The organism is Streptomyces bauhiniae (genome assembly GCF_004784475.1).
Lineage (GTDB): Bacteria > Actinomycetota > Actinomycetes > Streptomycetales > Streptomycetaceae > Streptomyces > Streptomyces seoulensis.
Map to the genome: position 1 here is coordinate 690,765 of NZ_SRRT01000003.1, position 22,624 is coordinate 713,388.

A 22,624-nucleotide genomic window follows, 5' to 3' on the forward strand; every position below is an offset into this window, starting at 1 on the left:
CCATGGGAGTCGTACCCCATGACACCCGCGCCGACCGGAAGGCGAGCCCCATGACCGCACTGCACGACACCCTGCGCCGGCACGTGGACGACGGGAGCCTGCCCGGCGTGGTCGGCCTCGTCGCCCGGGGGGACGAGGTGGAGGCGGTGGCCGTCGGGCACACGGACACCGGCCGGACCGTGCCGCTGGAGCGGGACTCGCTGTTCCGGCTCGCCTCCGTCACCAAGCCCGTGACCGCCGCCGCGCTGCTGATGCTCGTCGACGAGGGGCTGGTCGGGCTGGACGACCCGGTGTCGCGCTGGCTGCCCGAGCTGGCCGCGCCGATGGTGGTGCGGACGCCCGCGTCGCCGGTGGACGACCTGGTGCCGGTCGAGCGGCCCATCACCGTGGAACACGTGCTCAGTTCCCGGTGCGGGTGGGGGTTCCCGTCGGACTTCTCGCTGCCCGCCGTGGCCCCGCTGTTCGAGCTGCAGCGCGGCGGGTTCGCCCCGCACGCGGTGCCCGCCATGGACGAGCTGCTGGCCGAGTTCGCCAAGGTGCCGCTCCTCCACCAGCCCGGTGAATCCTGGCTCTACAACACCTCCTCCGATCTTCAGGGCGCCCTGATCGCACGGGCGACGGGCCAGTCACTGCCGGATTTCCTGGCCGAGCGGATCTTCGAGCCACTCGATATGAAGGACACGGGCTTCTCGGTACCGGAACGGGATCTGCACCGGCTGCCCACCGCCTACCAGCCCGACCCCGACGGCACCTTGAAGGTGGCCGAGACCTTCAACGACGGCTGGGACCGGCTGCCCGCCTTCCCCTCCGGCGCCGGCGGCCTGGTCTCCACCGCCGACGACTATCTGGCCTTCGCACGCATGCTGCTGGCCGGAGGTGAAGCGGCCGGTGAGGGCGGTGGCCGCAGGCTGCTCTCGCCGGAGTCCGTCGCCCGGATGACCAGCGACCAGCTCACCCCGGCCCAGCGGGAGAGCAGCCCGCTCTTCCTGGAGGGCCAGGGCTGGGGCTATGGCGGCTCGGTCGACATCGACCGCACCGAACCGTGGCACGTGCCCGGCCGCTACGGCTGGGTCGGCGGCACCGGCACCGCGGCCCATCTGGTCCCGGCAACCGGCAAGGTGACCGTCCTGCTCACGCAGGTCGCCATGACCGGCCCGACCCCGCCCGCGGTGGTGCGCGACTTCTGGCGGGTCACCGCCTGACCGGAATCACGGGCCGAAGCCGGTCACCGCCTGACCCGGCTCACGGCCTGGCGGGTGCGCCCAGCCCGCGTATCAGCAGGTCGACGATCATCTTGAAGTCCTCCTCGATACCGGGCTGCTGCCACTCACGTGCGTAACAGGGGTCGTGGAAACGGGCGGTGGCCTGGAAGACGGCGCGGGCCTCGGCGGCCGGGTCCGCGGCGCGGAAGGTGCCGGACTCGGCGCCGTCCTCGATGATCCGGGCGAGCTGAGCGGTGAGGTCGGTGATGTGCTCGCCGACCGTCGCCCCGCTCTCCTCGGCCAGCACGCTGTAGGTGGCGAAGAGTTCGGGATCGTCACCCGCCTTGTGCCGCTTGGCCTCGAACAGGGTGGCGAGCCAGTCCCGCAGCCGCTCCTCGACGGGGGTCTCCTCCCCGGCGATGACCGCGAGCCGCTCCGAGGTGCGGTCCAGCCAGCGCTTGGTGACCGCCTCGCGCAGTGCTGCCTTGGTGCGGAAGTGGCGGTAGACGCTGCCGTGGCTGACGCCGAGAGCGCGGGCCACGTCGACCACGGTGGCCTTGGCCGGGCCGTGGCGGCGCAGCACCTCCTCCGTTGCCTCGAGGATGCGCTCGGCGGTCAGGGTCTCGGTCGCTGCCATGCCTAGACCGTACCCGGCGCGCCGGTCACCGGTTCCTGCTCATCGCTCGCTGTCCAGCATGGCCATCTGCGCGGGGGCGTACCGCTCGCCGGCCGCCGCGTCGGCCGGGACGGCCTCCTCGATGGCGGCGAGGTCGGCCGCGTCCAGGGTGATGTCCAGCGCACCCAGCGCCTCGGACAGCCGCTCGCGGGTCCGGGAGCCGATGACCGGCACGATGTCGGAGCCCTGGGCGAGGACCCAGGCGATGGCGATCTGGGCGACCGTGGCCCCCTTCTGTTCCGCGATCTTGCGGAGGGAGTCGACCAGGCTCAGGTTGTGCCGGAAGTTCTCACCCTGGAAGCGGGGCGAGAAGGCGCGGAAGTCGGTGGCGGCGAAGTCGCGGTCGGCGGAGATGTGGTTGGAGAGCAGGCCGCGGGAGAGCACGCCGTACGCCGTGACGCCGATGCCCAGCTCGCGCAGGGTGGGGAGGATCTCCCGCTCGATGCCGCGCGAGATCAGCGCGTACTCGATCTGGAGGTCGGAGATCGGTGCGGTGGCGGCGGCCCGGCGGATGGTCTCGGGGCCGACCTCGCTGAGGCCGATGTGCTTCACCCATCCCTTCTCCACCAGTTCCGCCACCGCGCCGACCGTCTCCTCGATCGGGACGTCCGGGTCGAGGCGGGAGGGGCGGTAGATGTCGATGTGGTCCACGCCGAGGCGCTGGAGGGAGTAGGCGGCGAAGGTCTTCACCGCGGCGGGCCGGCCGTCGAAGCCGAGCCAGGCGCCGTCCGGGTCGCGCAGGGCGCCGAACTTCACGCTCAGCACCGCGTTGTCACGGAGGTGGGCCGGGGCGGTGCGCAGGGCTTCGCCGACCAGCATTTCGTTGTGACCCATGGCGTAGAAGTCGCCGGTGTCGATGAGGGTGACGCCTGCTTCCAGAGCGGCGTGCACCGTGTGAATGGCCTCCGGGCGGTCCGCTTCTCCGTACATGCCCGACATACCCATGCAGCCGAGACCGAGGGCGGAGACCTGGGGGCCGGTGGTTCCGAGATTTCGCGTAGGGATCGTCATGCGTCCAGCCTGGCACGTGGACTGACAGAATTCAATATCTGTCAGTTGTTAGTTGTCAGCGGATTGCGGGTAGACCCCCTCCAGACACGAAAAAGCCCACCCTCCGACCCGGGGGACCGGGCAGGAGGGTGGGGGGGAATGCGAAGGTCAGGCGCCGATCAGACGGGCGGCGAGGTAGCCCTCGATCTGGTCGAGGGAAACCCGCTCCTGCTTCATGGTGTCGCGCTCGCGCACGGTCACCGCGTTGTCCTCGAGCGTGTCGAAGTCGACCGTCACGCAGAAGGGGGTACCGATCTCGTCCTGACGGCGGTAGCGGCGGCCGATGGCGCCGGCGTCGTCGAAGTCGATGTTCCAGTTCTGGCGCAGCGCCTGGGCGAGACCCTTGGCCTTCGGAGACAGCTCGGGGTTGCGGGAGAGCGGGAGCACCGCGACCTTGACCGGCGCGAGGCGGTGGTCGAGGCGGAGCACGACGCGCTTCTCCATCTTGCCCTTGGCGTTGGGCGCCTCGTCCTCGGTGTAGGCGTCCAGGAGGAAGGCCAGCATGGTGCGGCCGACACCGGCGGCGGGCTCGATGACGTAGGGGGTCCAGCGCTCGCCGGCCTCCTGGTCGAAGTAGGAGAGGTCCTGGCCGGACGCCTTGGCGTGCGCGCCGAGGTCGTAGTCCGTGCGGTTGGCGACACCCTCCAGCTCGCCCCACTCCGAGCCGCCGAACGAGAAGCGGTACTCGATGTCGGCGGTGCGCTTGGAGTAGTGGGAGAGCTTCTCCTTCGGGTGCTCGAACCAGCGCATGTTCTCCTCGCGCAGGCCGAGGTTGGTGTACCAGTTCCAGCGCTGCTGCATCCAGTACTCCTGCCACTCCTCGTCCTCGCCCGGCTTGACGAAGAACTCCATCTCCATCTGCTCGAACTCGCGGGTCCGGAAGATGAAGTTGCCGGGCGTGATCTCGTTGCGGAAGGACTTGCCCATCTGGGCGATGCCGAAGGGCGGCTTGCGGCGCGAAGTGGTCTGCACCTGGGCGAAGTTGGTGAAGATGCCCTGGGCGGTCTCGGGACGCAGGTAGGCGACGGAGCCGGAGTCCTGGGTCGGGCCGAGGTGGGTGGAGAGCAGGCCGGAGAACTGCTTGGGCTCGGTGAAGGTGCCCTTGTTGCCGCAGTTCGGGCAGTTGAGGTCGGCCAGGCCGTTCGCCGGGGCGTGGCCCTTCTTCTCCTCGTACGCCTCTTCCAGGTGGTCCGCGCGGAACCGCTTGTGACACGAGGTGCACTCGGTCAGCGGGTCCGTGAAGGTGGCGACGTGACCGGAGGCGACCCAGACCTCGGGGGCCAGGATGACGGACGAGTCGATACCGACCACGTCCTCGCGCGACGTCACCATGTAGCGCCACCACTGACGCTTGATGTTCTCCTTGAGCTCGACACCCAGCGGTCCGTAGTCCCAGGCGGCACGCTGTCCGCCGTAGATCTCACTGCAGGGGAAAACGAAGCCACGGCGCTTGCTCAGGCTGACGATGGTGTCGATCTTGTCGGCGGCCACGGTGCTCTCTTCATTACGACGACGGGCGTTGAAGCGAGATGCTTCCAGCGAATGATTCAGGTTACCGGCGCATGCTCCCCCACGGCCAAATCGGCCCCCGTCGGCCCCCCTCCCGAAGCCGTCGAAGCCCGCCCTAACCCTTACCAAGCCGACCCGGAGACTCCGCGTCGCGAGCTCCGGACGGTCAGCTTGTTGACAATCGTTTCCAACTTTGTTGAAAATGACTGTCATGAACGTACGACGACGCCTCATATCCGGGTCCGCGATAGCGGCCGTCACCGCGCTGGGCCTGGGGACGCTGTCCGCCTGCTCGGACAGCAGCGCCGCATCGGGGGGCACGGGGAAGTTCGACGTCGTCGCCTCCTTCTATCCGATGACCTACCTCGCGGAGCGGATCGGCGGGGACCACGTGCACGTGACCACCCTCACCTCGCCCGGCCAGGAGCCGCACGACCTGGAGATCAGCCCGCAGCAGATAGGCGGCCTGGAGCGGTCCGACGCCGTCCTCTATCTGAAGGGGCTCCAGCCGTCGGTGGACAAGGCGGTGGACCAGTCGCCGGTGCGGACGAAGATCGACGCGGCCACGCTGACCACGCTGGAGGAGCACGGCACCGAGGTCGGGGGCCATGCCGCCGAGCACGAGGACGAGCACGAGGGCCACGACCACGAGGGGGAGGACGGCAAGGACCCGCACATCTGGCTCGACCCGGTGCGGTACGCCGAGGTCGCCCAGGGGGTCGGCCGGGCCTTCGAGAAGGCGGACCCGGACCACGCGGCGGACTACAAGAAGAACACCGCGGCCCTGGTGAAGCAGTTGGACGAGCTGAACACGGACTTCAAGGAGGGGCTGGCGCACACCCGGTCCAAGGTCTTCATCACGACCCACGCGGCCTTCGGTTACCTCGCGGAGCGGTACGGGCTCACCGAGGAGGCGATCAGCGGGCTGGACCCCGAGTCCGAGCCGAGCGGGGCCCGGGTGCGGGAGCTGCAGAAGCTGGCCAAGGCCGACGGGGTGTCCACGGTGTTCTACGAGACGCTGGTCAGCGACAAGACGGCGAAGACCGTCGCCGGGGACGCGGGCCTCAAGACGGACGTGCTCGATCCGATCGAGGGCATCACGAAGAAGTCGCGCGGGCAGGACTACCTCGCCGTCCAGCGGGCCAACTTCAAGGCCCTGCAGAGCGCGCTGGGGTCCAAGTGACCAGCGTGGAGCGGGAGTCGGCGCCTGTGCTGACCCTGCGGGACGTGCGGGCCGAGCTGGGCGGGCGGCCGGTGCTGCGGGGCATCGACCTGAGCGTGCGGCCCGGTGAGGTCGTGGCGCTGCTGGGGGCCAACGGTTCGGGTAAGTCCACGGCCGTGCGGACCGCGATCGGGCAGGTGCCGGCCACCTCCGGTGCCATCGAGCTGTTCGGGACGCCGTTGCGGTCCTTCCGGGAGTGGGCCCGCGTCGGCTACGTCCCGCAGCGCACCTCGGCCGCAGGGGGCGTGCCGGCCACGGTGTCCGAGATCGTGTCGTCGGGGCGGCTGGCGCGGACCCGCTTCGGGTTCTTCCGCAAGGCGGACCGGGAGGCGGTGGAGCGGGCGCTGGAGCTGGTCGGCATGGCGGACCGGGCCAAGGACTCGGTGACGGCGCTCTCGGGAGGCCAGCACCAGCGGGTGCTGATCGCCCGGGCGCTGGTGTCCGAGCCGGAGCTTTTGATCATGGATGAGCCGATGGCGGGCGTCGACCTCGCCAGCCAGGAGGTGCTGGCGGCGACCCTGCGCGAGCAGGTGGGCGCCGGGGCGACCGTTCTGCTGGTGCTGCATGAACTCGGGCCGCTGGAGCCGTTGATCGACCGTGCGGTGGTGCTGCGGGACGGCTGTGTGCTGCACGACGGGCCGCCGCCGAAGGCCGTAGGCCAGCACGCCCTGCCCGGCCACGACCACGTGCATCCGCACGAGGGCGCCGAACCGATCCGTACGGGACTGCTGAGCTGATGGACTTCCTGAACTACGCCTTCATGCAGCGGGCGCTGCTCGCGGCCGTCCTGGTCGGCGTCATCGCGCCGGCGATCGGCATCTACCTCGTGCAGCGCCGCCAGCCTCTGATGGGTGACGGCATCGGGCACGTGGCGATGACCGGTGTCGGGCTCGGCTTCCTGCTGAACTCGTCGCCGGTGTGGATGGCGACGCTCGTCTCCGTGGCGGGGTCGGTGCTGATGGAGCTGATCCGGTGGTACGGCAGGACGCGGGGTGACATCGCGCTGGCCATGCTGTTCTACGGCGGTATGGCGGGCGGGGTGCTCTTCGTCAACCTCGCGCCGGGTGGGTCCAATGCCAACCTCACGTCGTATCTCTTCGGCTCGCTGTCCACGGTGGCGCCGGCCGACGTGACCGCGATCCTCGTGCTCGGGGCGGCGGTGGTCGCGGTGACGCTGGGGCTGCGGCGGCAGTTGTTCGCCGTCAGTCAGGACGAGGAGTTCGCGCGGGTCACGGGATTGCCGGTACGCGCGCTGAACCTGCTCGTGGCGGTCACGGCGGCGGTCACCGTCACCGTGGCGATGCGTGTCGTCGGCCTGATCCTGGTGTCGGCGCTCATGGTGGTCCCGGTGGCCGCCGCCCAACAACTGACCCGCAGCTTCGCGGCGACGTTCGCGATAGCGGTGGCCCTGGGCGTCACGGTGTCCATCGGCGGCACGATCACCTCGTTCTACGAGGACGTCCCGCCGGGCGCCACGATCGTCCTCCTCACCATCGCCGCCTTTGCCCTCATGACCGCCGTCGCCACCCCGTTGGCCCGCCGCCGCGCCCGAGCGAGCCGGCCCACCGGAGACCCCGTGGAATGCGCGATCCCGGCGACGCGGCAGGCGGGGGACGAGGTCGGCGTCTGACTCCGGTTCCCGTCACACGCCGGGGCCCTAGCGGCGGGGCCTGGCCTCCCAGAGCCCGGACCGGCCGCAACCCGCCAGCCATGCAGACGCTCTCGGCGCCGGGTGCGGGGACCCGACGGGCACCCCTGGCTCACCACAACCCCGGCCGAGCGCCACTCCCCCACTACGCGACCGGCCGAAGGCAAGCCCGGCGAGCCGATCTCAAGGGGGCTAAAGAGCCGACCCCCGCGACAGGCCCCCACGGGCAGCCCCGGCCGAGCCCGCGATCCACCCCACCCGGGCTCGGCCCAAGCCCCCCGAACCGCCGGAGGCGCTTTCGCGTCTGACCGTCGGGGGTAACGGCTGGCACAATGGGCCGGTCAGAGGCGCAGATGTGAGGAGGCACCCGGTGACGACCGCTGGACCGCCCGTGAAGGGCCGGGCGACGAAGCAGCGCGCGGCGGTGGCGGCGGCCCTCGACGAGGTCGACGAGTTCCGCAGCGCGCAGGATCTCCACGACATGCTCAAGCACAAGGGCGACTCGGTCGGGCTCACCACCGTCTACCGCACCCTCCAGTCCCTGGCCGAGGCCGGTGAGGTCGACGTGCTGCGCACCTCGGACGGGGAGTCGGTCTACCGCCGCTGTTCCACGGGCGAGCACCATCACCACCTGGTCTGCCGCACCTGCGGCAAGGCCGTCGAGGTGGAGGGCCCCGCCGTGGAGAAGTGGGCCGAGGCCATCGCCTCCGAACACGGCTACGTGAACGTCGCCCACACGGTGGAGATCTTCGGCACCTGCGCTGACTGCGCGGCGGCGCCCCGCTGAGCAGGCGGCATCTCCAGCGGACCACGCTCCCCGGCCGGGCCAGGCCCCCAGCCCCGCCGAGCCTTCCGACCTCCACCCACCACCCCGCGCGACCCCTGGGCTACCGCCAGGCACGCCACGGCCAGACTCAGCAGCGCGTGATGTTTCGGTCCAAGATCCCGCGCAGCCGGTCCACAGAAGCCCGGTCCGGCAGGCCGTGCTTGGGGAGGACCGTGAAGCCGGTGGCGTTGGGGTCCGCGCTGAGGAGGACGAAGAGGCGGGGGGTCTCCAGGTAGCGAGGGAGGGCCGCCCAGGTGAGGGACGACGAGCTGGTGTCGTTGGCCAGCGTGAGACCGCCCTCGGTCACGGTGACCCGGAACACGCCCTGCGCGTCGCTGAGCCGCTGAAGCTGACGCCCCGTCAGCCAGGGCGACAGCAGCAGCACGGCCACGGCGAGGAGCAGCCCCACCGTCCAGCCCACCGGAGGACTCTCGCCCCGGGCGACGAACAGCGCGGCCCAGGCCACGAAGCCGACCCCCACCACGTAGGGCGCCCAGCGCTGGAGCCACCCCAGCCGGCCGACCTTGTGCCGCGCCCGCAGTGCGGCGGTGAAGTCCGCGGCCACCGGCCGGTACATCAGCTCCACCGTGTCCCCGGCCGCGTCCGGCATTACATCGCCGACGGATTCCCCGCCCATGACGATCCCTCCCCAATTCCATGATCGTGAAGAGGGATCGTAAGGGGACACGGGCGATCAGGACGACGCCGAGTCGTCGCCCTTCATCGCCGCCTCCATCGCCAGCAGCTCCTCATTAGGGACCGCGCCCCCGAACCGGCGGTCACGCGAGGCGAATTCGACGCATGCCCGCCACAGGTCGCGGCGGTCGAAGTCGGGCCAGAGGACGTCCTGGAAGACCATTTCCGCGTAGGCGCTCTGCCAGAGCAGGTAGTTGGAGGTGCGCTGTTCGCCGCTGGGGCGGAGGAAGAGGTCGACGTCGGGCATGTCGGGGTAGTACAGGTACTTCTGGACGGTCTTCTCGGTGACCTTGGCGGGGTCCAGGCGGCCGGCCTTGACGTCCTCGGCGATGGCCTGGGCGGCGTCGGCGATCTCGGCGCGGCCGCCGTAGTTCATGCAGAAGTACAGGGTGAGGAGGTCGTTGTCCTTGGTCTGCTCCTGCGCGACCTGGAGTTCCTTCGCCACCGACTTCCACAGCTTGGGCATGCGCCCGACCCACCGCACCCGGATGCCCAGCGCGTCGAGCTGGTCGCGGGACTTGCGGATGAAGTCGCGGTTGAAGTTCATGAGGAAGCGGACCTCGTCGGGCGAGCGCTTCCAGTTCTCGGTGGAGAAGGCGTAGAGCGAGATGTTGCGGACGCCCGCCTCGATCGCCCCCTGGAGCACGTCGAGCACCTGCTCGGCGCCCACCTTGTGCCCCTCGGTACGCGGCAGTCCCCGCTCCTTGGCCCAGCGCCCGTTGCCGTCCATGACGATCGCCACGTGCTCGGGGACCAGCTCACCGGGAAGCTTCGGCGCGCGGGCGCCGGACGGGTGCGGTTCCGGCGCCTGGTACTCCCGGCGCCGGCCCCCCAGAAATCCGCGTACGACCATGCTTCTCGTCTCCTCAGCCGTGCTTGCTGCTTACTTCTCTACGTAGCGCAGGGAGCGCAGTCCCCGTTCCAGATGCCAGTGCAGGTAGGCCGACACCAGGCCGCTCCCCTCGCGGACGTGCCGCGCCTCGGCCGCGTCCGCGGTCTCCCAGTCTCCCGTAAGCAGCGCGCCCAGCAGCATCAGGGTCTGCGGGGAGGGGACCACGCTGCCCGGCACCCGGCAGTCCACGCACACGGAGCCGCCCGAGGCGACGGAGAAGAACCGGTTCGGCCCCGGCATCCCGCACCGGGCGCAGTCGCCGAAGGTCGGCGCGTAGCCGTTGACGGCGAGCGAGCGGAGCAGGAAGGCGTCCAGGACCAGGTTGGAGGCGTGCTCGCCGCGCGCGAGGGTGCGCAGGCCGCCGACCAGGAGCAAATACTGCTGTACGGCGGGCTCGCCCTCGTGGTCGGTGAACCGTTCGGCCGTCTCCAGCATGGCCGTGCCGGCGGTGTAGCGGGAGTAGTCGGTGACGATGCCGCCGCCGTACGGGGCGATCGTCTCGCTCTGGGTGCACAGCGGCAGCCCGCGCCCGATCAGCTCGCTGCCGCGCGCGAAGAACTGCACGTCGACGTGGGAGAACGGCTCCAGCCGGGCCCCGAACTTGGACTTCGTGCGCCGTACCCCGCGTGCCACCGCCCGCACCCGGCCGTGGCCTCGGGTCAGCAGGGTGATGATCCGGTCCGCCTCGCCCAGCTTCTGGGTGCGCAGCACGATGCCGTCGTCGCGGAACAGACTCATGCCGTCCATTCTCGCCCACGCCCGGACCCGCGAAGGCGGCACTCCGGTTATCCGCCCCCGGCTGTGACCGGCCCCACGCCCGGCTCTACGATCCCGCTGGACGTGACGCATGTGTGCGCACGGGCCGCCTGTGGGCGGCAAGGGGAGAGGCTGGACATGAGAACAGAGGCAGGCGGCGCGCGGGCGCCGCGGGGGAGACGGGCCAGGATATGGCTCGCCGCCGGGACCGTGCTGGTGGCGGGGACGGGCACGGTCGTCGCCCTGCGCGCCACCTCGGACACCGGCACGGCGGCCGGGGGGCCGCAGGTGGTGCACACCTCGGTGGACTCGCTGGACCTGACCGGTTCGGCGGGCGAGCGCACGCTCGCGGCCCGCTCGACCAAGGCGTTCCGGATGCTGGCGGTGAGCTGGCAGGACCCGGGTGTCCGCCTCGACGGGACGGTACGGGTCCGCACCCGGTCCTCCGCGACCGGCACATGGTCCGACTGGCAGGCGCTCGGCGCCGGTGACGCGCAGCCCGACCCCGCCGAGCGCGACCGGGCCGGAGTGCGCGGCGGCACCGCCCCGCTGTGGGCCGGGCCCTCCGACGGTGTGCAGGTGAAGGCGGACGGCAAGGCGCTCCCGAAGGGCCTGACCGTCGACCTGGTGGACCCCGGCAAGGGCGGCGCCACCACCCCCGCCATGGACTCGGCCGCCTACGCGATGCCCGGTGACGGCGAGGAGACCCCGACCGACCAGCCGACGGACCCCGAGACGGCCTCCACGCCGGAGCAGACCCCCTCGGACACCCCGACGGAGACGACGCCCGCGCCCACCGACTCCCCGACGGAGACACCGGCCGAGGAAACGCCCACCCCCACCGTCGAGCCCTCCCAGAGCACCGACGCCGGGACGACCGCCCCCGCCTCGCCCACCGCACCCACCTCGACGGCACCGCCCACCAGTGCGTCGCCCACCGCGCCGGGCTACCTGCCCTCGCTGTCGGCCGCCTACCCCTCGTGCGCGAGCGCCTCGGCCGTGCCGCAGACGATGCCGAGCCCGCTGCCCGCGCAGCCCCCGGCGACGAAGGTGCCCGCTCCCCCGTTCGTCACGCGGGCCGGCTGGGGCGCGGACGAGTGCGCGCGGGACACCGGTTACCCGGACTACGGCCGCACGGTGAAGGCGGTGTTCGTCCACCACACCGACACCACCAACGCCTACTCCTGCGCCGACTCGCCCTCGATCGTGCGCAGCCTGTACGCGCTGCATCTGCACCAGGGCTGGCGCGACCTCGGCTACAACTTCCTGGTCGACAAGTGCGGCACGATCTTCGAGGGCCGGTTCGGGGGCGCCTCGATGCCGGTGACCGGCGCGCAGACCTACGGGTTCAACACGGACTCCATGGGCATCGCCGCGATCGGCACGTACACCGACCTCAGCGGTGGTGACTCCAAGGCGAGCACCATCGTCGGTGCGACGCCGAGCCAGGCCATGGTGACCGCGATCTCCCGGATCGCCGCGTGGAAGCTCGGCATGTCGGGGGTCAGCCCGACCGGTACCAGCTCCCTGACCGAGGGCGCCAAGGACAGTTACGGCTTCACGTTCGGCAAGGCGTACACCCTGAACGCCGTCTCCGGGCACCGCAACGGCTTCGCCACCGACTGCCCCGGCAACCAGCTCTACGCCAAGCTCGACACCGTCCGCTCCTACGCGGCCGGTCCCCCGGCCGGGGTCGGGGTCACCAGCGTGGATTCCGCGCTCGGCGCGGTGCGTTCGGGCACCGGGTACGTCACCGGCACCACGGCGACCGTGCGCTGGTCGACGTCGACGCCCACCTCGCTGCTCTCGGGCGCGGAGGTCCTCGTGGACGGCACCTCCGTGGCGAAGGTCGCGGGCACGGCCACGTCTGCCTCGGTCAAGCTGACCTCGGGCCGGCACACCGTCCAGGTGCGGGCGGCCCACGTCTCGGGCAAGACCGCCACCTCGGCAGCGGTCACGGTGACCGCCGACACCACGCGGCCCACCTACCCGACCGCGCCGACCGCGCAGTTGGGCAAGGGCACGGTCAACACGGCGGCCGTGCCGGTGACGGTGACCTGGAAGGCGGCCGACGACAACGGGCTGCGTTCGCAGGCCGCCACCTCGCCGACCGCGAAGACCCTGACGGCGACCTCCACGAGCTGGGCCGCCACCGCCAAGTCGGCGACGGCGACCAAGTTCGGCCTCACCGCCACCGACCTGGCCGGCAACACGGCGACCGCCTCGGTCACCCGGACGGCCACCCTGCTCCAGGAGAGTTCGGCGAAGGCCACCGGCACCTGGAGCAAGCGGGCGAGCAGCAGCTACCTGGGCGGCTACTCCGCCAGCTCCGGCACCAAGAACGCCTCGCTGACCTGGACCTTCAAGGGCCGTTCGGTCGCGTGGATCGCCTCGCGCGCGAGCACCTCGGGCGCGGTGAAGATCTACGTCGACGGCACCCTGCAGACCACCGTCGACCTCAAGTCGGCCACCACGGCCTACCGCCAGGCGATGTGGACCAAGACCTGGAGCAGCGCGGCCCAGCACACCCTGAAGATCGTGGTCGTCGGCACGTCGGGTCGTCCGACGGTCACCACGGACGGCATCGCGGTCCTCAACTGAGCTGATCGCTCTGGCCGGCGGCCTCCCCGGACTCCGGTCCGGTGGAGGCCGCTTTCCGTCGCGGCCCTCAGGGCACCTCGCCTCTGCTGCGGGCATTCGCGTACGCCGTCGCCGCGCTGATCCGCTCCGCGGGCGTCGCCTCCCGCACGCGGTCCGGCGGTACGTCCCACTCCCGGCCGCCACCGAGCGGTCTGAGCTGCACATACGGTCCCTGGTGTCCCATGACCACCCCCACTCTGTTCGTCCCCGTGTCCAAGGCGTACGAGCCCAGCGGCGGTCGCACCGCGTTCATCGCAGCGCCGCTACGAGCTGCGCGGCCGTCTGCACCGAGCACCGCCCCAGCTCCACCAAAGGGATCGGGGCCTCGCAGGCCAACGAGATGGGATCGAGCCCGAGCGAAGGCAACTTGATCCCGACCTTCTCCAATGCGGTCCGCAATTCCTCGAGGGTTCGCTCCGCTTCCTCGACCCGGTCCGCTGAATCCTGTGTGTTCACTGTCCGCATCACTTCCCTTCCGTCACGTTCTTCACGCTTCGTGTCCTCACGGTGACGCTCCACAACTAGACTCGGAAGGGGGCTGAGCCCTACAAGCGCGTGGCAGCACAAGGGGGTTGGCAGTGGCCAACGGTTCACGTCAGGCGGTCTGGGAGTTCTTCGGCACGGAGCTGAAGCGTCGCCGCGAGGAGGCGGGACTCACTCAAACGGAGTTGGGGGCGAAGGTTTTCGTCTCCGGCGGGTACATCGGCCAGTTCGAGCAGGCGATCAGGAAGCCGCAGTTGGATGTGGCCCAGCGGATCGACCAGGTGCTGCAAACCGACGGTATTTTCGAGCGGCTGTGCAGAAAGCTGATCGATGACCCCAGGTATGCGGATTACTTCGCGGGCGTTGTCGACCTGGAGCAGTTGGCGACAACGATCTGCGAGTTCGAGCCGACCGTCGTGCCGGGGCTTCTCCAGACGCCCGGTTACGCACGCGCCCTGATCCTGGCGACGCATCCCTTTGCCGCCGACGAGTTCATCGCCGAGAGAGTGACCGCCCGAGTGGAGCGCTCAGCCATCCTCAAGGACGCAGCACGCCCGAGGTATTGGGCGATCGTCCACGAGGGTGCGCTGCGCACCGCCGTCGGTGGGGCAACGGTCGCCGCGGAGGCGCTGGACCACTTGGCAGAGCTGTCCCGGCAGCGGAGGGTGCTGTTGCAGGTCTTCCCGTTCGAGGCAGGTGCCCCCGCCAACAACGGCTCGTTGCGGCTCATGGAGTTCAACGACGCGCCGCCCGTCGCCTATACAGAGACCTCGTTTTCGGGGACCTTGGTCGACGACCCGGCCGTGGTGAAGAGGGCACAGGGCGCATACGATCTGCTCAGGGGCGCTGCGCTGTCGCCGGAGATGTCCCTGGACCTGATCGAATCGGCGGCTGAGGACCACAGACGATGCGCGAGTTCGACCTGACCAACGCCCGCTGGCACAAGAGCAGCTACAGCAACGGCGACGGCGGCAACTGCGTCGAGGTCGCTACCGGAGTCCCCGGCACTGTCCCCGTACGGGACAGCAAGCTCAAGGACAGCCCCGTAATCCGTCTCAGCCCCTCCGCCTGGGCCGACTTCCTTCGACGCTCAAGCCAAGGGCTCGCTCAGTTCGATCGCCCTTAGCGCCGCCGCCAACGCACCCTCGTCGCCCACGTCCAGTGCCGTGTCCGTCAGTTTGATGACGTGTTCGTCGCCGTGGGCCAGGGCTCGCTCGGAGAGTTCCTCGGGGGCGAGGGGGCCCGGCAGGGCGTAAGGGGCCGGCTCGGCGGGGGCGTACATCGCTGTGACCGCCGCCGACGCCGTCCACGCGGCGCGCATGCTCGGGACCCACAGGTCTCTCGGGAGCGCGGGCAGGGTGCGGAGCACCGCGTTGGGGGCCGTCGCCGCGTGCACCAGCATCGTGGGCTCGCCGTGGGCGTGGGTCGCGTAGCGGTGGGTGGCGGCCCGGACGAGTTCGGTGAGGTGGCGATGGGCCTCAGCCGGGTCGGTCACCCCCGCCGCCCAGACGGGCAGACCGGTGACGCGATCCAAGCGCGCGGGAAAGCCGCCGTCCCGTACCGCGATGGGCCGTACCGCCTCCAGCGCGGCGGCGGCGCTGGACGCACCGGGCAGCGGGGTGAGCCCGGTGACGGGCCGGTGCCGAGCGGCCCAGTAACCCAGCCCGTGCGCAAGCTCGTTCAGCCGTGGCCCGGTCTCCCCCGCCAGCAGTGTCCGCACCGCGTGCCCCACCCGGATCACCGGATGCGTGGACCCCCCGTACATGCCGGGCAGCAGCCTGGGCCACCACTCCGCCAGTACCTCACGCCACCCCCGCTCCCCCACCTCCCCCTGGAAGTACCCGACCCAGTCGGCGACCCGCCGCGCATCCCCCAGCGCGGACGCCCAGTTGGCGTCGGTCACCCGCTCCACCCCGGCCGGGAACTCCTCCAGCTTCCGGGCGTACCGGCCCACCCACCGGTGCACGCCCGCCCCTTGCCCCCTCGCGACCAGTGCTTCCACGGCCATGGGCGCGTGGTTGGTGAGCCGGCCCATCCGCTCCGGCCCCGCCCCGTGCAGCCGCTCCCACGCCTCGTCCAGCACCCCGGTCTCATCCATACCGGGACGGTAGAACGGGGTGCGGGGGTGGCGTAACGGGCGGAAGTCCTAGGCCGGGACCTAGGTCAGGCCCTCCCGAAGAACAGGCTGCCCGGCGCGTCGGGGTCGTTCGACAGGTAGTGCTCACGGATGGCGCGGATGAACTCCTGGCGGGAGATCGCGCCGTCCCCGTCCGTGTCCAGCATGGTGAACGACTCCATCGCTTCAGGCGCCTGGCTCCCCCAAACGTCCCGCAGGAAGCGCTCGAACTCGGCCTTGTTGATCTCGTTGTCCCCGTCCACGTCGAGGATGTCGAAGATGGCGTGGCCGCCGCCCTCCGTCACGTTGAGCCGGCTGGTGTCGATGACGGCGAGGCGGTTGGCGGTGACGAACTGCTCCTTCGTGAGCCGGTCGCCGTCGACCCCCGCGTGCCGCAGCAGTTCCAGCCAGTAGATCTGGCAGAACGTCTGGATCGCCCTGGCCCGCCGGTCGTCCTTGTCGAGCTGGTACGCGTGGATGTACCGGTCGCCGAGCCGCTGGTAGTCCGACCAGTCCAGGTATCCGTCGGCGTTGGTGTCGAGAGCGTCGAACGAGCGCTCAAGCTTGACGGAGATGACGTCCTGCGCGGTGGTGGTCATGCTTCCAAGTCCTCCATGATCTCGCCCTGATGGCACCTCCAGCATGCGGGCGAAACACCCCTTAGGCATAGCAAAGTCCGCATATGCCACCCGATTCAGTGATCACCGGGGAGTTCGCGTTCGTAGCGCGCCAGGGTGCTGCGGGCGCCCACGGTGTCCGAGTGCCCGCTGCCCAGCACCCGGTCGAGATCGGCCACCGCCCGCCGCAGGAGCGTGACGGCTTCTGCCCTCCGCCCGGCCCTCCAGTAGGCCACGGCGATATTGGCGCGGGCCGTCAAGGTCTCGGGGTGGTCGGGGCCCATCCGCCGCTCCCTGTCGGCAACGACCTGCTCAAGCAGCTCGGCGGCCTCCTCCACGAGCCCGATCTGCCAGCAGTAATAAGCAACGTTGGTACGAACGCTGAGACTTTGGGGATGCTCGCCTCCCAGCAGCCGCTCGCAGTCGCTGCTCACGTGTGCGAGCAACTTGGCGGCCTCCTCCACAAGGCCGGCCTGCCAGTAGCAATGGACGAGGTTGTGGCGTGCGTCCATGGTGTCGGGATGCTCGGCCCCCAGCAGCCGCTCGCTGTCGGCAATCACACGCCTCTGAAGACTCACGGCCTCCCAGGCCCGCCCCGCTTCTCGATAGGACGTAGCCAAGTTGTGTCGAGCCGTCAGGGTGTGGACGTGCTCTTCCCCGAACTGTCGCTCACAATCGGTCACCAGCCGCTCGAACAGGCCGACAACTTCTTCGGCGCGGCCCGTCTTGCCGTATGAGATCGCGAGGTTGTTCCGGACACCGAGGGTGAGAGGGTGCATGTCTCCCACCAGCCGTTGGCAATCGGCGAGCACCCGCTCCTGAAGGCCGACCGCCTCCTGGACCCGCCAGGCGTTCGCGCAGGCAGAGGCCAGAGAGCTTCGAACTGTCAGGGTCTGAAGGTGCTCATGGCCCAGCCGCCGCTCACACTCAGCGGCCAGTCTCTGCCAGTAGGCGAGCGCGGGCGCTACCAGCCCCGCGTTGCTGAGACTGTCACCGGCGCGGCCGAGAACCGGATGGGCCTGGGAGTCCCAGAGGCAGTCGGACGCGTGGGCGGCGAGGGCGTCCGTGTTGGCGCGCAGGGTGGCGGCGAAGTCGGGATGGAACTCATCCGGGTTGGGCCAGATCTCCATGAGGGCGTCCGCCGCCGCGGTGACCAGCGCCGGTAGCCGCGCCTGGGGAATCCCCTCCCGTACCGCCCGTGCCGTCAATGCGTGGATGCGGACCGCGCGCGGTTCCGATCGGGTGTCGCAGGTGATCAAGGCATAGCGGTGGAGGAGGCGGAGGGTCTTGTGGGCCTGGGCCGGAGAAGCTCCCTCGGGGGCGAGGCAGTTGAGCAAGGCCGGGGCCGACCAGAGGGCGTGGGGGTGGCCGGCCGGGTCCAGGAGGGCCACCAGGCGAAGTGCCGTCGTGGCGAAGCCCGTTGTGTCCGCCGCCCGGGCGGCCTCCAGGGACAGCAGGAGGGTCGTGGTGATCTGGCGGCCGTAGCCCTCGGTGTCGGCCGACTCGGGGAGGGCCTGCTCCAGGGATGTGCGGTGGTCCGTGAACAGGGCGAGGTACGCCGTACAGGTCAGTTCCTCGTTGATCATGTACGCCGTGGCGTGGCTCAGGGCGAGGGGTAAGTGACCGAGCGCGGAGGCGAGTTCGGCGGCGTGGGCGTCCAGCAGATGGCCCATGCCCTCGCCCGCCAACCGCGCCTCCATGAACGCGTGCGCCTCCTCCGGGGTGTACACGTCGATGTCGATCCGGGTCCGGCCGCCGCCCGTCATCCGCGCGTCCTTCAGCCGGGTTGTAGCGAGCACCCAGCCCGACCCCGTACGGCTCGCGGGCCACCACGAGGTGAGGACGGCCGGGTCGGTCACGTCGTCCAGCACCACCAGCCAGCGGCGGGAGGTGGTCGCCAGCCACTCCAGGAACAGGCGGGCGTCCGCCTCGGGGTCACCGCCCGCGATGCCCAGCCGGGCGGCGGCCTGCGCGTACTGCGTGATGACCTGCTGGGCCTCCGTCGCGGCCGCCCACACCACGAGGTCGTACCCCTCGGCCACGGCCTCGGAGGCGCAGGCGGCGGCGAGTTGGGTCTTGCCGACACCCCCGCCGCCGGAGAGGACCTGGGTCAGGACGACCGTCCCGCCCTTCGCCCGCGCCCCCTCCACCCGCTCGCGCAGCTCACGCCGGGGCTGGAAGGCGGACGCCAGGGCCGGTACGGGCCCGATCTCCACCGGCCACGCCACGGCCGCCGCCGGGCCGGCCGGGGCCTCGTGGAAGTGGATGTTGGCGACCCGGCTGTTCTCCCCGAGCGCGCTCCCCTCGATGCTGCCCCCGGCGCCGACGCCCCCGCGACCGACGCTCACGTGGCCGGGAGCGGCCGTCGGCCCCGGCTCGGCACGTGACCCGTCGCGGCGCCCCCACTGCCGCCCAGGGGGCGTCATCGCGGACCGCCGGTGTGCTCCGTCCCGCCCACGCCACTCCCCCGTCCGCCCCGAACTCCCCTGTCCTGCACCCCACATACAGCCTGTAAAACGTAGCGCCGCCGACCTGGCTGCGTGAACATGTTCCTGTCGACCGAGGACGGGGGCATCTGATGGCGCGGATATGGACATGGGTGACCGCCGTGGTGGCCGGCGCGGCCACCCTCGGGCTGGTCCTCGTCGCCGTACTGGCCGACCTGGACACTGCCGGTCAGGCCGCGAGCGTCGTGGGCGCGGTCGTGGCGCTGGCCGCGCTGGTGGTCTCGGTCCTCGCACTCGGCGGGACGGCGCCCGGACGCCGGGTCCGCGCCGGACGGGGCGCCGTCGCCGCCGGAGGCAACATCACCGGCTCCGCCCTGGGCACCAACTCCAAGGTCACCGGCCCCCACACCCCGCCCACCCCCGCCCGCCGCCCCCACGACGACGTACACGCCTCCCGCGACGCCATCGCCACCGGCGGCGACATCACCGACAGCGCCCTGGGCGAGGGCAGCGAACGGTAGGCCCGCCGAGGAATTAGGCCGCGGGCGCCCGGCGCTGGTCGAGGCGGGTGCCGGTCCAGTCTGGGGTCAGGTTTACCGGGGGGTGTCTGTCGAGGCCGGTGGAGGCGGCGCTCTGGGCGATGTCGGCGGGCTCCACGTGGCCGTTGAGGCCGGTTCGGGGGGTGAGGAGCCAGATGAAGGCGTCGGGGGTGAGGCCGTGCAGGGCGTCCATGAGGCCGTCGACGAGGTCGCCGTCCTGCTCGCGCCACCAGAGCAGCGCGAGGTCGGCGGCCTCCTCGTCGTCCTGCTCGACCAGGCCGTTGCCGGTCCACTCCTCCACGGCCGCGCGCAGACGGTCGTCGCTGTCCTCGTCCCAGCCCAGCTCCCGTACGACCTGGCCGGCCGTGAGCCCCAGCCGGTCCGCGAGGGTCTGCTCGACAGTGGTCATCGTCGTCCTCCAGTTAAGAGACCGCGATGCTCAACGCCGCAGGGGCTCCCGCGTCACGCTCCTCCTGGTCAGGAGGGCATGCGGGCCGCCGTCAGGACCCGTTCGACCACCTCGGCGGGGAGCAGGAGGGCCTCGCCGGCCGTGGTGAGGGCGGTGTGTTCCGCGGGGGTGTAGGGGCCGTCGGCGAGGGCGATGAGGGCGGCGTCCAGGAGGAGGGACTCGCGGCCCGGCGCGGCCAGGTGGGGGGCGAGGGCGGTCAGGGGGGTGCGGGGGTCGCCGCCGTCGAGGGTCATGGCGAGACGTTCCGCCGCGTCCTCCTCGCAGCCCGCCGCGCGGACCGTCTCGGCCGCCGCGTCCAGCGCGGCCCGCGAGCCGGTGCCCCCGGCGACCAGTACGGAGACGGCCACCGCGTGGACGGCTTCGCGGAGCAGGACGGAGAGGCGGCGGGTGGTGGGGTGGTCGAGCGTTTCGACGCCGAAGCGGTGCAGACAGGAGGCGCACTCCACGACCGGCCCGGTCGTCCCGCGCGCCAGCACCGGCACCCCGAGCACGGTGAGACGGGTGCGGCCGGTGAGGCGCTGGTAGTTGCGGTCGCCGCCGCAGCCGGGGCAGAAGAACTCCCCGTCGCCCTGGGGCGTCCAGGCGGTGCGGGAGCCCAGGATGTGGCGCACGAACCCGGTGGCTCGGCCGTCTCGTCCCCGTACTGGCAGCACGTCGCACCTCCGCACGTCACCACGCGGCCCCGTCGCCGCGCTGGCGTGATGTTAGCCACATCACGGAGCCCGAGTCAGCCCTCCGGACGAGACCGGTCCGTGACCTGCGGCGTTCCCTGGCCGGAAGACGACGGTGCCCCGGCCGCCTGGTTGAGCGGCCGGGGCACCGAAGCGCGGGGTGGGGCGGGGTCAGCGGGTCGCGCGGTTCACCGCGGAGACGACCGCCTTCAGCGACGCACGTGTCGTGTTCGCGTCGATGCCGATGCCCCACAGCACCTTGTCGCCGACCGCGCACTCGATGTAGGAGGCGGCCTGCGCGGACGCGCCCTCGCTCATCGTGTGCTCCTGGTAGTCCAGCAGGCGTACGTCCACGCCGACCGACTGCAGCGCGTCGAAGAACGCCGAGATCGGGCCGTTGCCGGTACCGGTCAGCACGGTGTCCACGCCGTCCACCGTCGCCTCCACGGTCAGCGTGTCCACGCCGTCCGTGTCGGTGGTCGACTGGCCGGTACGGACCTGGATACGGCCCCACGGGTTGTCGGGGTTCGGCAGGTACTCGTCCTGGAAGGCGGCCCAGATGTCGCGCGGGGTGATCTCGCCGCCCTCGGCGTCCGTCTTGGCCTGGATGATCTTCGAGAACTCGATCTGCATCCGGCGCGGCAGTTCCAGCTTGTGGTCGTTCTTCAGGACGTACGACACACCGCCCTTGCCGGACTGCGAGTTGACCCGGATCACGGCCTCGTAGGAGCGGCCGACGTCCTTGGGGTCGATGGGCAGGTACGGCACCGCCCACTCCAGCTCGCCCACGCCGACACCCCGCGCGGCCGCGTCGGCCTCCATCGCGTCGAAGCCCTTCTTGATGGCGTCCTGGTGGGAGCCGGAGAAGGACGTGTAGACCAGGTCGCCCACGTAAGGATGGCGCGGGTGGACCTCCATCTGGTTGCAGTACTCCCACGTGCGACGGATCTCGTCGATGTCGGAGAAGTCGATCTGCGGGTCGACGCCCTGCGAGAACAGGTTCATGCCCAGGGTGACCAGGTCGACGTTGCCGGTGCGCTCGCCCTGCCCGAACAGACAGCCCTCGACGCGGTCGGCGCCGGCCATCAGCGCCAGCTCGGCGGCGGCCACGGCGGTGCCCCGGTCGTTGTGAGGGTGCACGGACAGGACGACGTGCTCGCGGCGGGAGAGGTTGCGGTGCATCCACTCGAACCGGTCGGCGTGCGTGGACGGGGTCGAACGCTCCACGGTGGCGGGCAGGTTGAGGATGATCTCGCGGCCGGGACCGGGCTGGTAGACGTCCATCACCGCCTCGCAGACCTCCAGCGCGAAGTCCAGCTCGGTGTCGGTGAAGATCTCCGGGCTGTACTGGTACCCGAACTCGGTCTCGGGGCCCAGCAGCTTCTCCGCGTACTCCACGACCAGACGCGTGCCGTCGACGGCGATCTGCTTGATGTCCTCCTTGGAGCCCCGGAAGACCACCCGGCGGAAGACGGGCGCGGTGGCGTTGTACAGGTGGACGGTGGCGCGGCGGGCACCCTTCAGGGACTCCACGGTGCGCTCGATCAGGTCCTCGCGGGCCTGGGTGAGGACGGAGATCGTCACGTCCTCGGGGATCGCGCCCTCTTCCTCGATGATCGAGCGTACGAAGTCGAAGTCGGTCTGGCCGGAGGCGGGGAAGCCGACCTCGATCTCCTTGTAGCCCATCTTGACGAGCTGGTCGAACATCCGGCGCTTGCGCTCGGGCGACATCGGGTCGATCAGCGCCTGGTTGCCGTCGCGCAGGTCGGTGGAGAGCCAGCGGGGGGCCGCGGTGACGCGCTTGCCGGGCCAGGTGCGGTCGGGGATGTCGACCTGCTCGTACTGGCCGTAGCGCTGGAAGGGCATGGGGCTGGGCTGCTGGCGGTTCGCCATGATCGCGTGGGCTCCTCGGAAAGTCCTTGGGACGGCCGACGACGCAACGCCAATAGCACCGCGGGGAGGGAGTCGGCCTTGCTTACAGGCCCTCGCCGCGGCAGCTAAGGAGAAGCAGCCCGAAACGCATGATGCTGTGCAGCCTAGCCGAGGCCCGCCGGGCTCGCGGGGGCGTATCAGCATGCGGAACCGGGACGGGTGACGCGGGTCCCTGTTGAGGGTTCATACCACTCAGTGACGGGGAGTGACGAGAGATATCACGGTATTTCATC

Annotated in this window: 22 protein-coding genes; 9 read left to right on the forward strand and 13 right to left on the reverse strand. The window is 70.8% G+C overall.

From position 1 onward, the window contains the following. Positions 1–50 precede the first annotated feature (50 nt). Positions 51–1,202 carry a serine hydrolase domain-containing protein gene (locus tag E5083_RS13230; RefSeq protein WP_135785838.1) on the forward strand — a complete coding sequence of 384 codons (1,152 nt, stop codon included), beginning with the start codon at positions 51–53 and terminating at the stop codon, positions 1,200–1,202. A 40-nt stretch (positions 1,203–1,242) separates the two neighbouring features. On the opposite strand, the gene E5083_RS13235 is transcribed toward E5083_RS13230, so the two are convergent. The 3 genes from E5083_RS13235 to E5083_RS13245 form a co-directional block, all read right to left on the reverse strand. Further along, on the reverse strand, positions 1,243–1,839 hold the full coding sequence (locus tag E5083_RS13235) for a TetR/AcrR family transcriptional regulator (protein WP_135785839.1): 597 nt from the start codon (positions 1,837–1,839) through the stop codon (positions 1,243–1,245). Between the two features lie 39 nt (positions 1,840–1,878). After that, positions 1,879–2,889: an aldo/keto reductase gene (locus E5083_RS13240; protein WP_135785840.1), complete on the reverse strand. Its 1,011-nt coding sequence runs from the start codon at positions 2,887–2,889 to the stop codon at positions 1,879–1,881. A 147-nt stretch (positions 2,890–3,036) separates the two neighbouring features. After that, entirely contained in the window at positions 3,037–4,419 is a 1,383-nt protein-coding gene (locus E5083_RS13245) for a glycine--tRNA ligase (protein WP_086692524.1), read from the reverse strand. 229 nt (positions 4,420–4,648) lie between these two features. Here E5083_RS13245 and E5083_RS13250 point away from each other — a divergent pair, with 229 nt between their 5' ends. From E5083_RS13250 to E5083_RS13265, 4 genes are all read left to right on the forward strand, one after another. Beyond that, positions 4,649–5,620 (forward strand): metal ABC transporter substrate-binding protein, encoded by a 972-nt coding sequence (locus tag E5083_RS13250; protein ID WP_135785841.1) that lies wholly within the window; start codon positions 4,649–4,651, stop codon positions 5,618–5,620. Next, positions 5,617–6,396: a metal ABC transporter ATP-binding protein gene (locus E5083_RS13255; protein ID WP_135785842.1), complete on the forward strand. Its 780-nt coding sequence runs from the start codon at positions 5,617–5,619 to the stop codon at positions 6,394–6,396. Before E5083_RS13250 ends, E5083_RS13255 begins: the two co-directional genes overlap by 4 nt. Next, a complete protein-coding gene (locus E5083_RS13260) occupies positions 6,396–7,289 on the forward strand; it encodes a metal ABC transporter permease (RefSeq protein ID WP_135785843.1) in 894 nt (297 codons plus the stop codon). The genes E5083_RS13255 and E5083_RS13260 overlap by 1 nt, the downstream gene beginning before the upstream one ends. Positions 7,290–7,677: 388 nt before the next feature. Further along, a complete protein-coding gene (locus tag E5083_RS13265) occupies positions 7,678–8,094 on the forward strand; it encodes a Fur family transcriptional regulator (protein WP_135785844.1) in 417 nt (138 codons plus the stop codon). Between the two features lie 127 nt (positions 8,095–8,221). Here the strand turns inward: E5083_RS13265 and E5083_RS13270 are convergent, their stop codons facing one another. Genes E5083_RS13270 through recO form a run of 3 tightly spaced genes read right to left on the reverse strand, consistent with a single transcriptional unit; the run spans position 8,222 to position 10,459 of the window. Beyond that, complete coding sequence (locus E5083_RS13270) at positions 8,222–8,770, reverse strand: YcxB family protein (RefSeq protein WP_135785845.1); 549 nt, start codon at positions 8,768–8,770, stop codon at positions 8,222–8,224. A gap of 57 nt (positions 8,771–8,827) precedes the next feature. After that, the gene (locus tag E5083_RS13275) at positions 8,828–9,682 is read right to left on the reverse strand and encodes an isoprenyl transferase (RefSeq protein ID WP_135785846.1); all 855 of its coding nucleotides are present in this window, start codon (positions 9,680–9,682) and stop codon (positions 8,828–8,830) included. 30 nt (positions 9,683–9,712) lie between these two features. Then, a complete protein-coding gene (recO, locus tag E5083_RS13280; RefSeq protein ID WP_031179636.1) occupies positions 9,713–10,459 on the reverse strand; it encodes a DNA repair protein RecO in 747 nt (248 codons plus the stop codon). A 156-nt stretch (positions 10,460–10,615) separates the two neighbouring features. Here recO and E5083_RS13285 point away from each other — a divergent pair, with 156 nt between their 5' ends. Beyond that, positions 10,616–13,078 (forward strand): N-acetylmuramoyl-L-alanine amidase, encoded by a 2,463-nt coding sequence (locus tag E5083_RS13285; protein ID WP_135785847.1) that lies wholly within the window; start codon positions 10,616–10,618, stop codon positions 13,076–13,078. A 67-nt stretch (positions 13,079–13,145) separates the two neighbouring features. Here E5083_RS13285 and E5083_RS13290 read toward each other — a convergent pair whose 3' ends face one another. Beyond that, a complete protein-coding gene (locus E5083_RS13290) occupies positions 13,146–13,361 on the reverse strand; it encodes a hypothetical protein (RefSeq protein WP_135786000.1) in 216 nt (71 codons plus the stop codon). Positions 13,362–13,695: 334 nt separating this feature from the next. Here E5083_RS13290 and E5083_RS13300 point away from each other — a divergent pair, with 334 nt between their 5' ends. Together E5083_RS13300 and E5083_RS13305 are read left to right on the forward strand one after the other, a co-directional pair. Continuing rightward, positions 13,696–14,526 (forward strand): helix-turn-helix domain-containing protein, encoded by an 831-nt coding sequence (locus E5083_RS13300; protein ID WP_135785849.1) that lies wholly within the window; start codon positions 13,696–13,698, stop codon positions 14,524–14,526. Further along, a complete protein-coding gene (locus tag E5083_RS13305; RefSeq protein ID WP_135785850.1) occupies positions 14,508–14,726 on the forward strand; it encodes a DUF397 domain-containing protein in 219 nt (72 codons plus the stop codon). Before E5083_RS13300 ends, E5083_RS13305 begins: the two co-directional genes overlap by 19 nt. Here the strand turns inward: E5083_RS13305 and E5083_RS13310 are convergent. From E5083_RS13310 to E5083_RS13320, 3 genes are all read right to left on the reverse strand, one after another. Next, positions 14,691–15,698, reverse strand: coding sequence for a questin oxidase family protein (locus E5083_RS13310; protein WP_135785851.1), 1,008 nt, complete (start codon positions 15,696–15,698; stop codon positions 14,691–14,693). The genes E5083_RS13305 and E5083_RS13310 overlap by 36 nt on opposite strands. A gap of 65 nt (positions 15,699–15,763) precedes the next feature. Further along, positions 15,764–16,315 (reverse strand): EF-hand domain-containing protein, encoded by a 552-nt coding sequence (locus E5083_RS13315; protein ID WP_135785852.1) that lies wholly within the window; start codon positions 16,313–16,315, stop codon positions 15,764–15,766. A gap of 95 nt (positions 16,316–16,410) precedes the next feature. Next, positions 16,411–18,681: a tetratricopeptide repeat protein gene (locus E5083_RS13320; protein ID WP_244317489.1), complete on the reverse strand. Its 2,271-nt coding sequence runs from the start codon at positions 18,679–18,681 to the stop codon at positions 16,411–16,413. Positions 18,682–18,911: 230 nt separating this feature from the next. Here E5083_RS13320 and E5083_RS13325 point away from each other — a divergent pair, with 230 nt between their 5' ends. After that, positions 18,912–19,301: a hypothetical protein gene (locus E5083_RS13325; protein WP_135785854.1), complete on the forward strand. Its 390-nt coding sequence runs from the start codon at positions 18,912–18,914 to the stop codon at positions 19,299–19,301. Between the two features lie 13 nt (positions 19,302–19,314). Here the strand turns inward: E5083_RS13325 and E5083_RS13330 are convergent, their stop codons facing one another. From E5083_RS13330 to leuA, 3 genes are all read right to left on the reverse strand, one after another. Continuing rightward, entirely contained in the window at positions 19,315–19,728 is a 414-nt protein-coding gene (locus tag E5083_RS13330; RefSeq protein ID WP_135785855.1) for a DUF3052 domain-containing protein, read from the reverse strand. A 68-nt stretch (positions 19,729–19,796) separates the two neighbouring features. After that, on the reverse strand, positions 19,797–20,441 hold the full coding sequence (locus tag E5083_RS13335) for a TerB family tellurite resistance protein (RefSeq protein WP_135785856.1): 645 nt from the start codon (positions 20,439–20,441) through the stop codon (positions 19,797–19,799). 189 nt (positions 20,442–20,630) lie between these two features. Beyond that, complete coding sequence (leuA, locus tag E5083_RS13340) at positions 20,631–22,352, reverse strand: 2-isopropylmalate synthase (protein ID WP_135785857.1); 1,722 nt, start codon at positions 22,350–22,352, stop codon at positions 20,631–20,633. Between the last annotated feature and the right edge of the window lie 272 nt (positions 22,353–22,624).

Bases quoted from the DNA above. Each gene is read 5' to 3' on its own strand.
- E5083_RS13235 (WP_135785839.1), bottom strand. From the start codon at position 1,839: ATGGCAGCGACCGAGACCCTGACCGCCGAGCGCATCCTCGAGGCAACG.
- recO (WP_031179636.1), bottom strand. From the start codon at position 10,459: ATGAGTCTGTTCCGCGACGACGGCATCGTGCTGCGCACCCAGAAGCTG.
- E5083_RS13270 (WP_135785845.1), bottom strand. From the start codon at position 8,770: ATGGGCGGGGAATCCGTCGGCGATGTAATGCCGGACGCGGCCGGGGAC.
- E5083_RS13250 (WP_135785841.1), top strand. From the start codon at position 4,649: ATGAACGTACGACGACGCCTCATATCCGGGTCCGCGATAGCGGCCGTC.
- E5083_RS13305 (WP_135785850.1), top strand. From the start codon at position 14,508: ATGCGCGAGTTCGACCTGACCAACGCCCGCTGGCACAAGAGCAGCTAC.
- E5083_RS13260 (WP_135785843.1), top strand. From the start codon at position 6,396: ATGGACTTCCTGAACTACGCCTTCATGCAGCGGGCGCTGCTCGCGGCC.
- E5083_RS13325 (WP_135785854.1), top strand. From the start codon at position 18,912: ATGGCGCGGATATGGACATGGGTGACCGCCGTGGTGGCCGGCGCGGCC.
- E5083_RS13285 (WP_135785847.1), top strand. From the start codon at position 10,616: ATGAGAACAGAGGCAGGCGGCGCGCGGGCGCCGCGGGGGAGACGGGCC.
- E5083_RS13240 (WP_135785840.1), bottom strand. From the start codon at position 2,889: ATGACGATCCCTACGCGAAATCTCGGAACCACCGGCCCCCAGGTCTCC.
- E5083_RS13330 (WP_135785855.1), bottom strand. From the start codon at position 19,728: ATGACCACTGTCGAGCAGACCCTCGCGGACCGGCTGGGGCTCACGGCC.
- E5083_RS13275 (WP_135785846.1), bottom strand. From the start codon at position 9,682: ATGGTCGTACGCGGATTTCTGGGGGGCCGGCGCCGGGAGTACCAGGCG.
- E5083_RS13315 (WP_135785852.1), bottom strand. From the start codon at position 16,315: ATGACCACCACCGCGCAGGACGTCATCTCCGTCAAGCTTGAGCGCTCG.
- leuA (WP_135785857.1), bottom strand. From the start codon at position 22,352: ATGGCGAACCGCCAGCAGCCCAGCCCCATGCCCTTCCAGCGCTACGGC.
- E5083_RS13310 (WP_135785851.1), bottom strand. From the start codon at position 15,698: ATGGATGAGACCGGGGTGCTGGACGAGGCGTGGGAGCGGCTGCACGGG.
- E5083_RS13230 (WP_135785838.1), top strand. From the start codon at position 51: ATGACCGCACTGCACGACACCCTGCGCCGGCACGTGGACGACGGGAGC.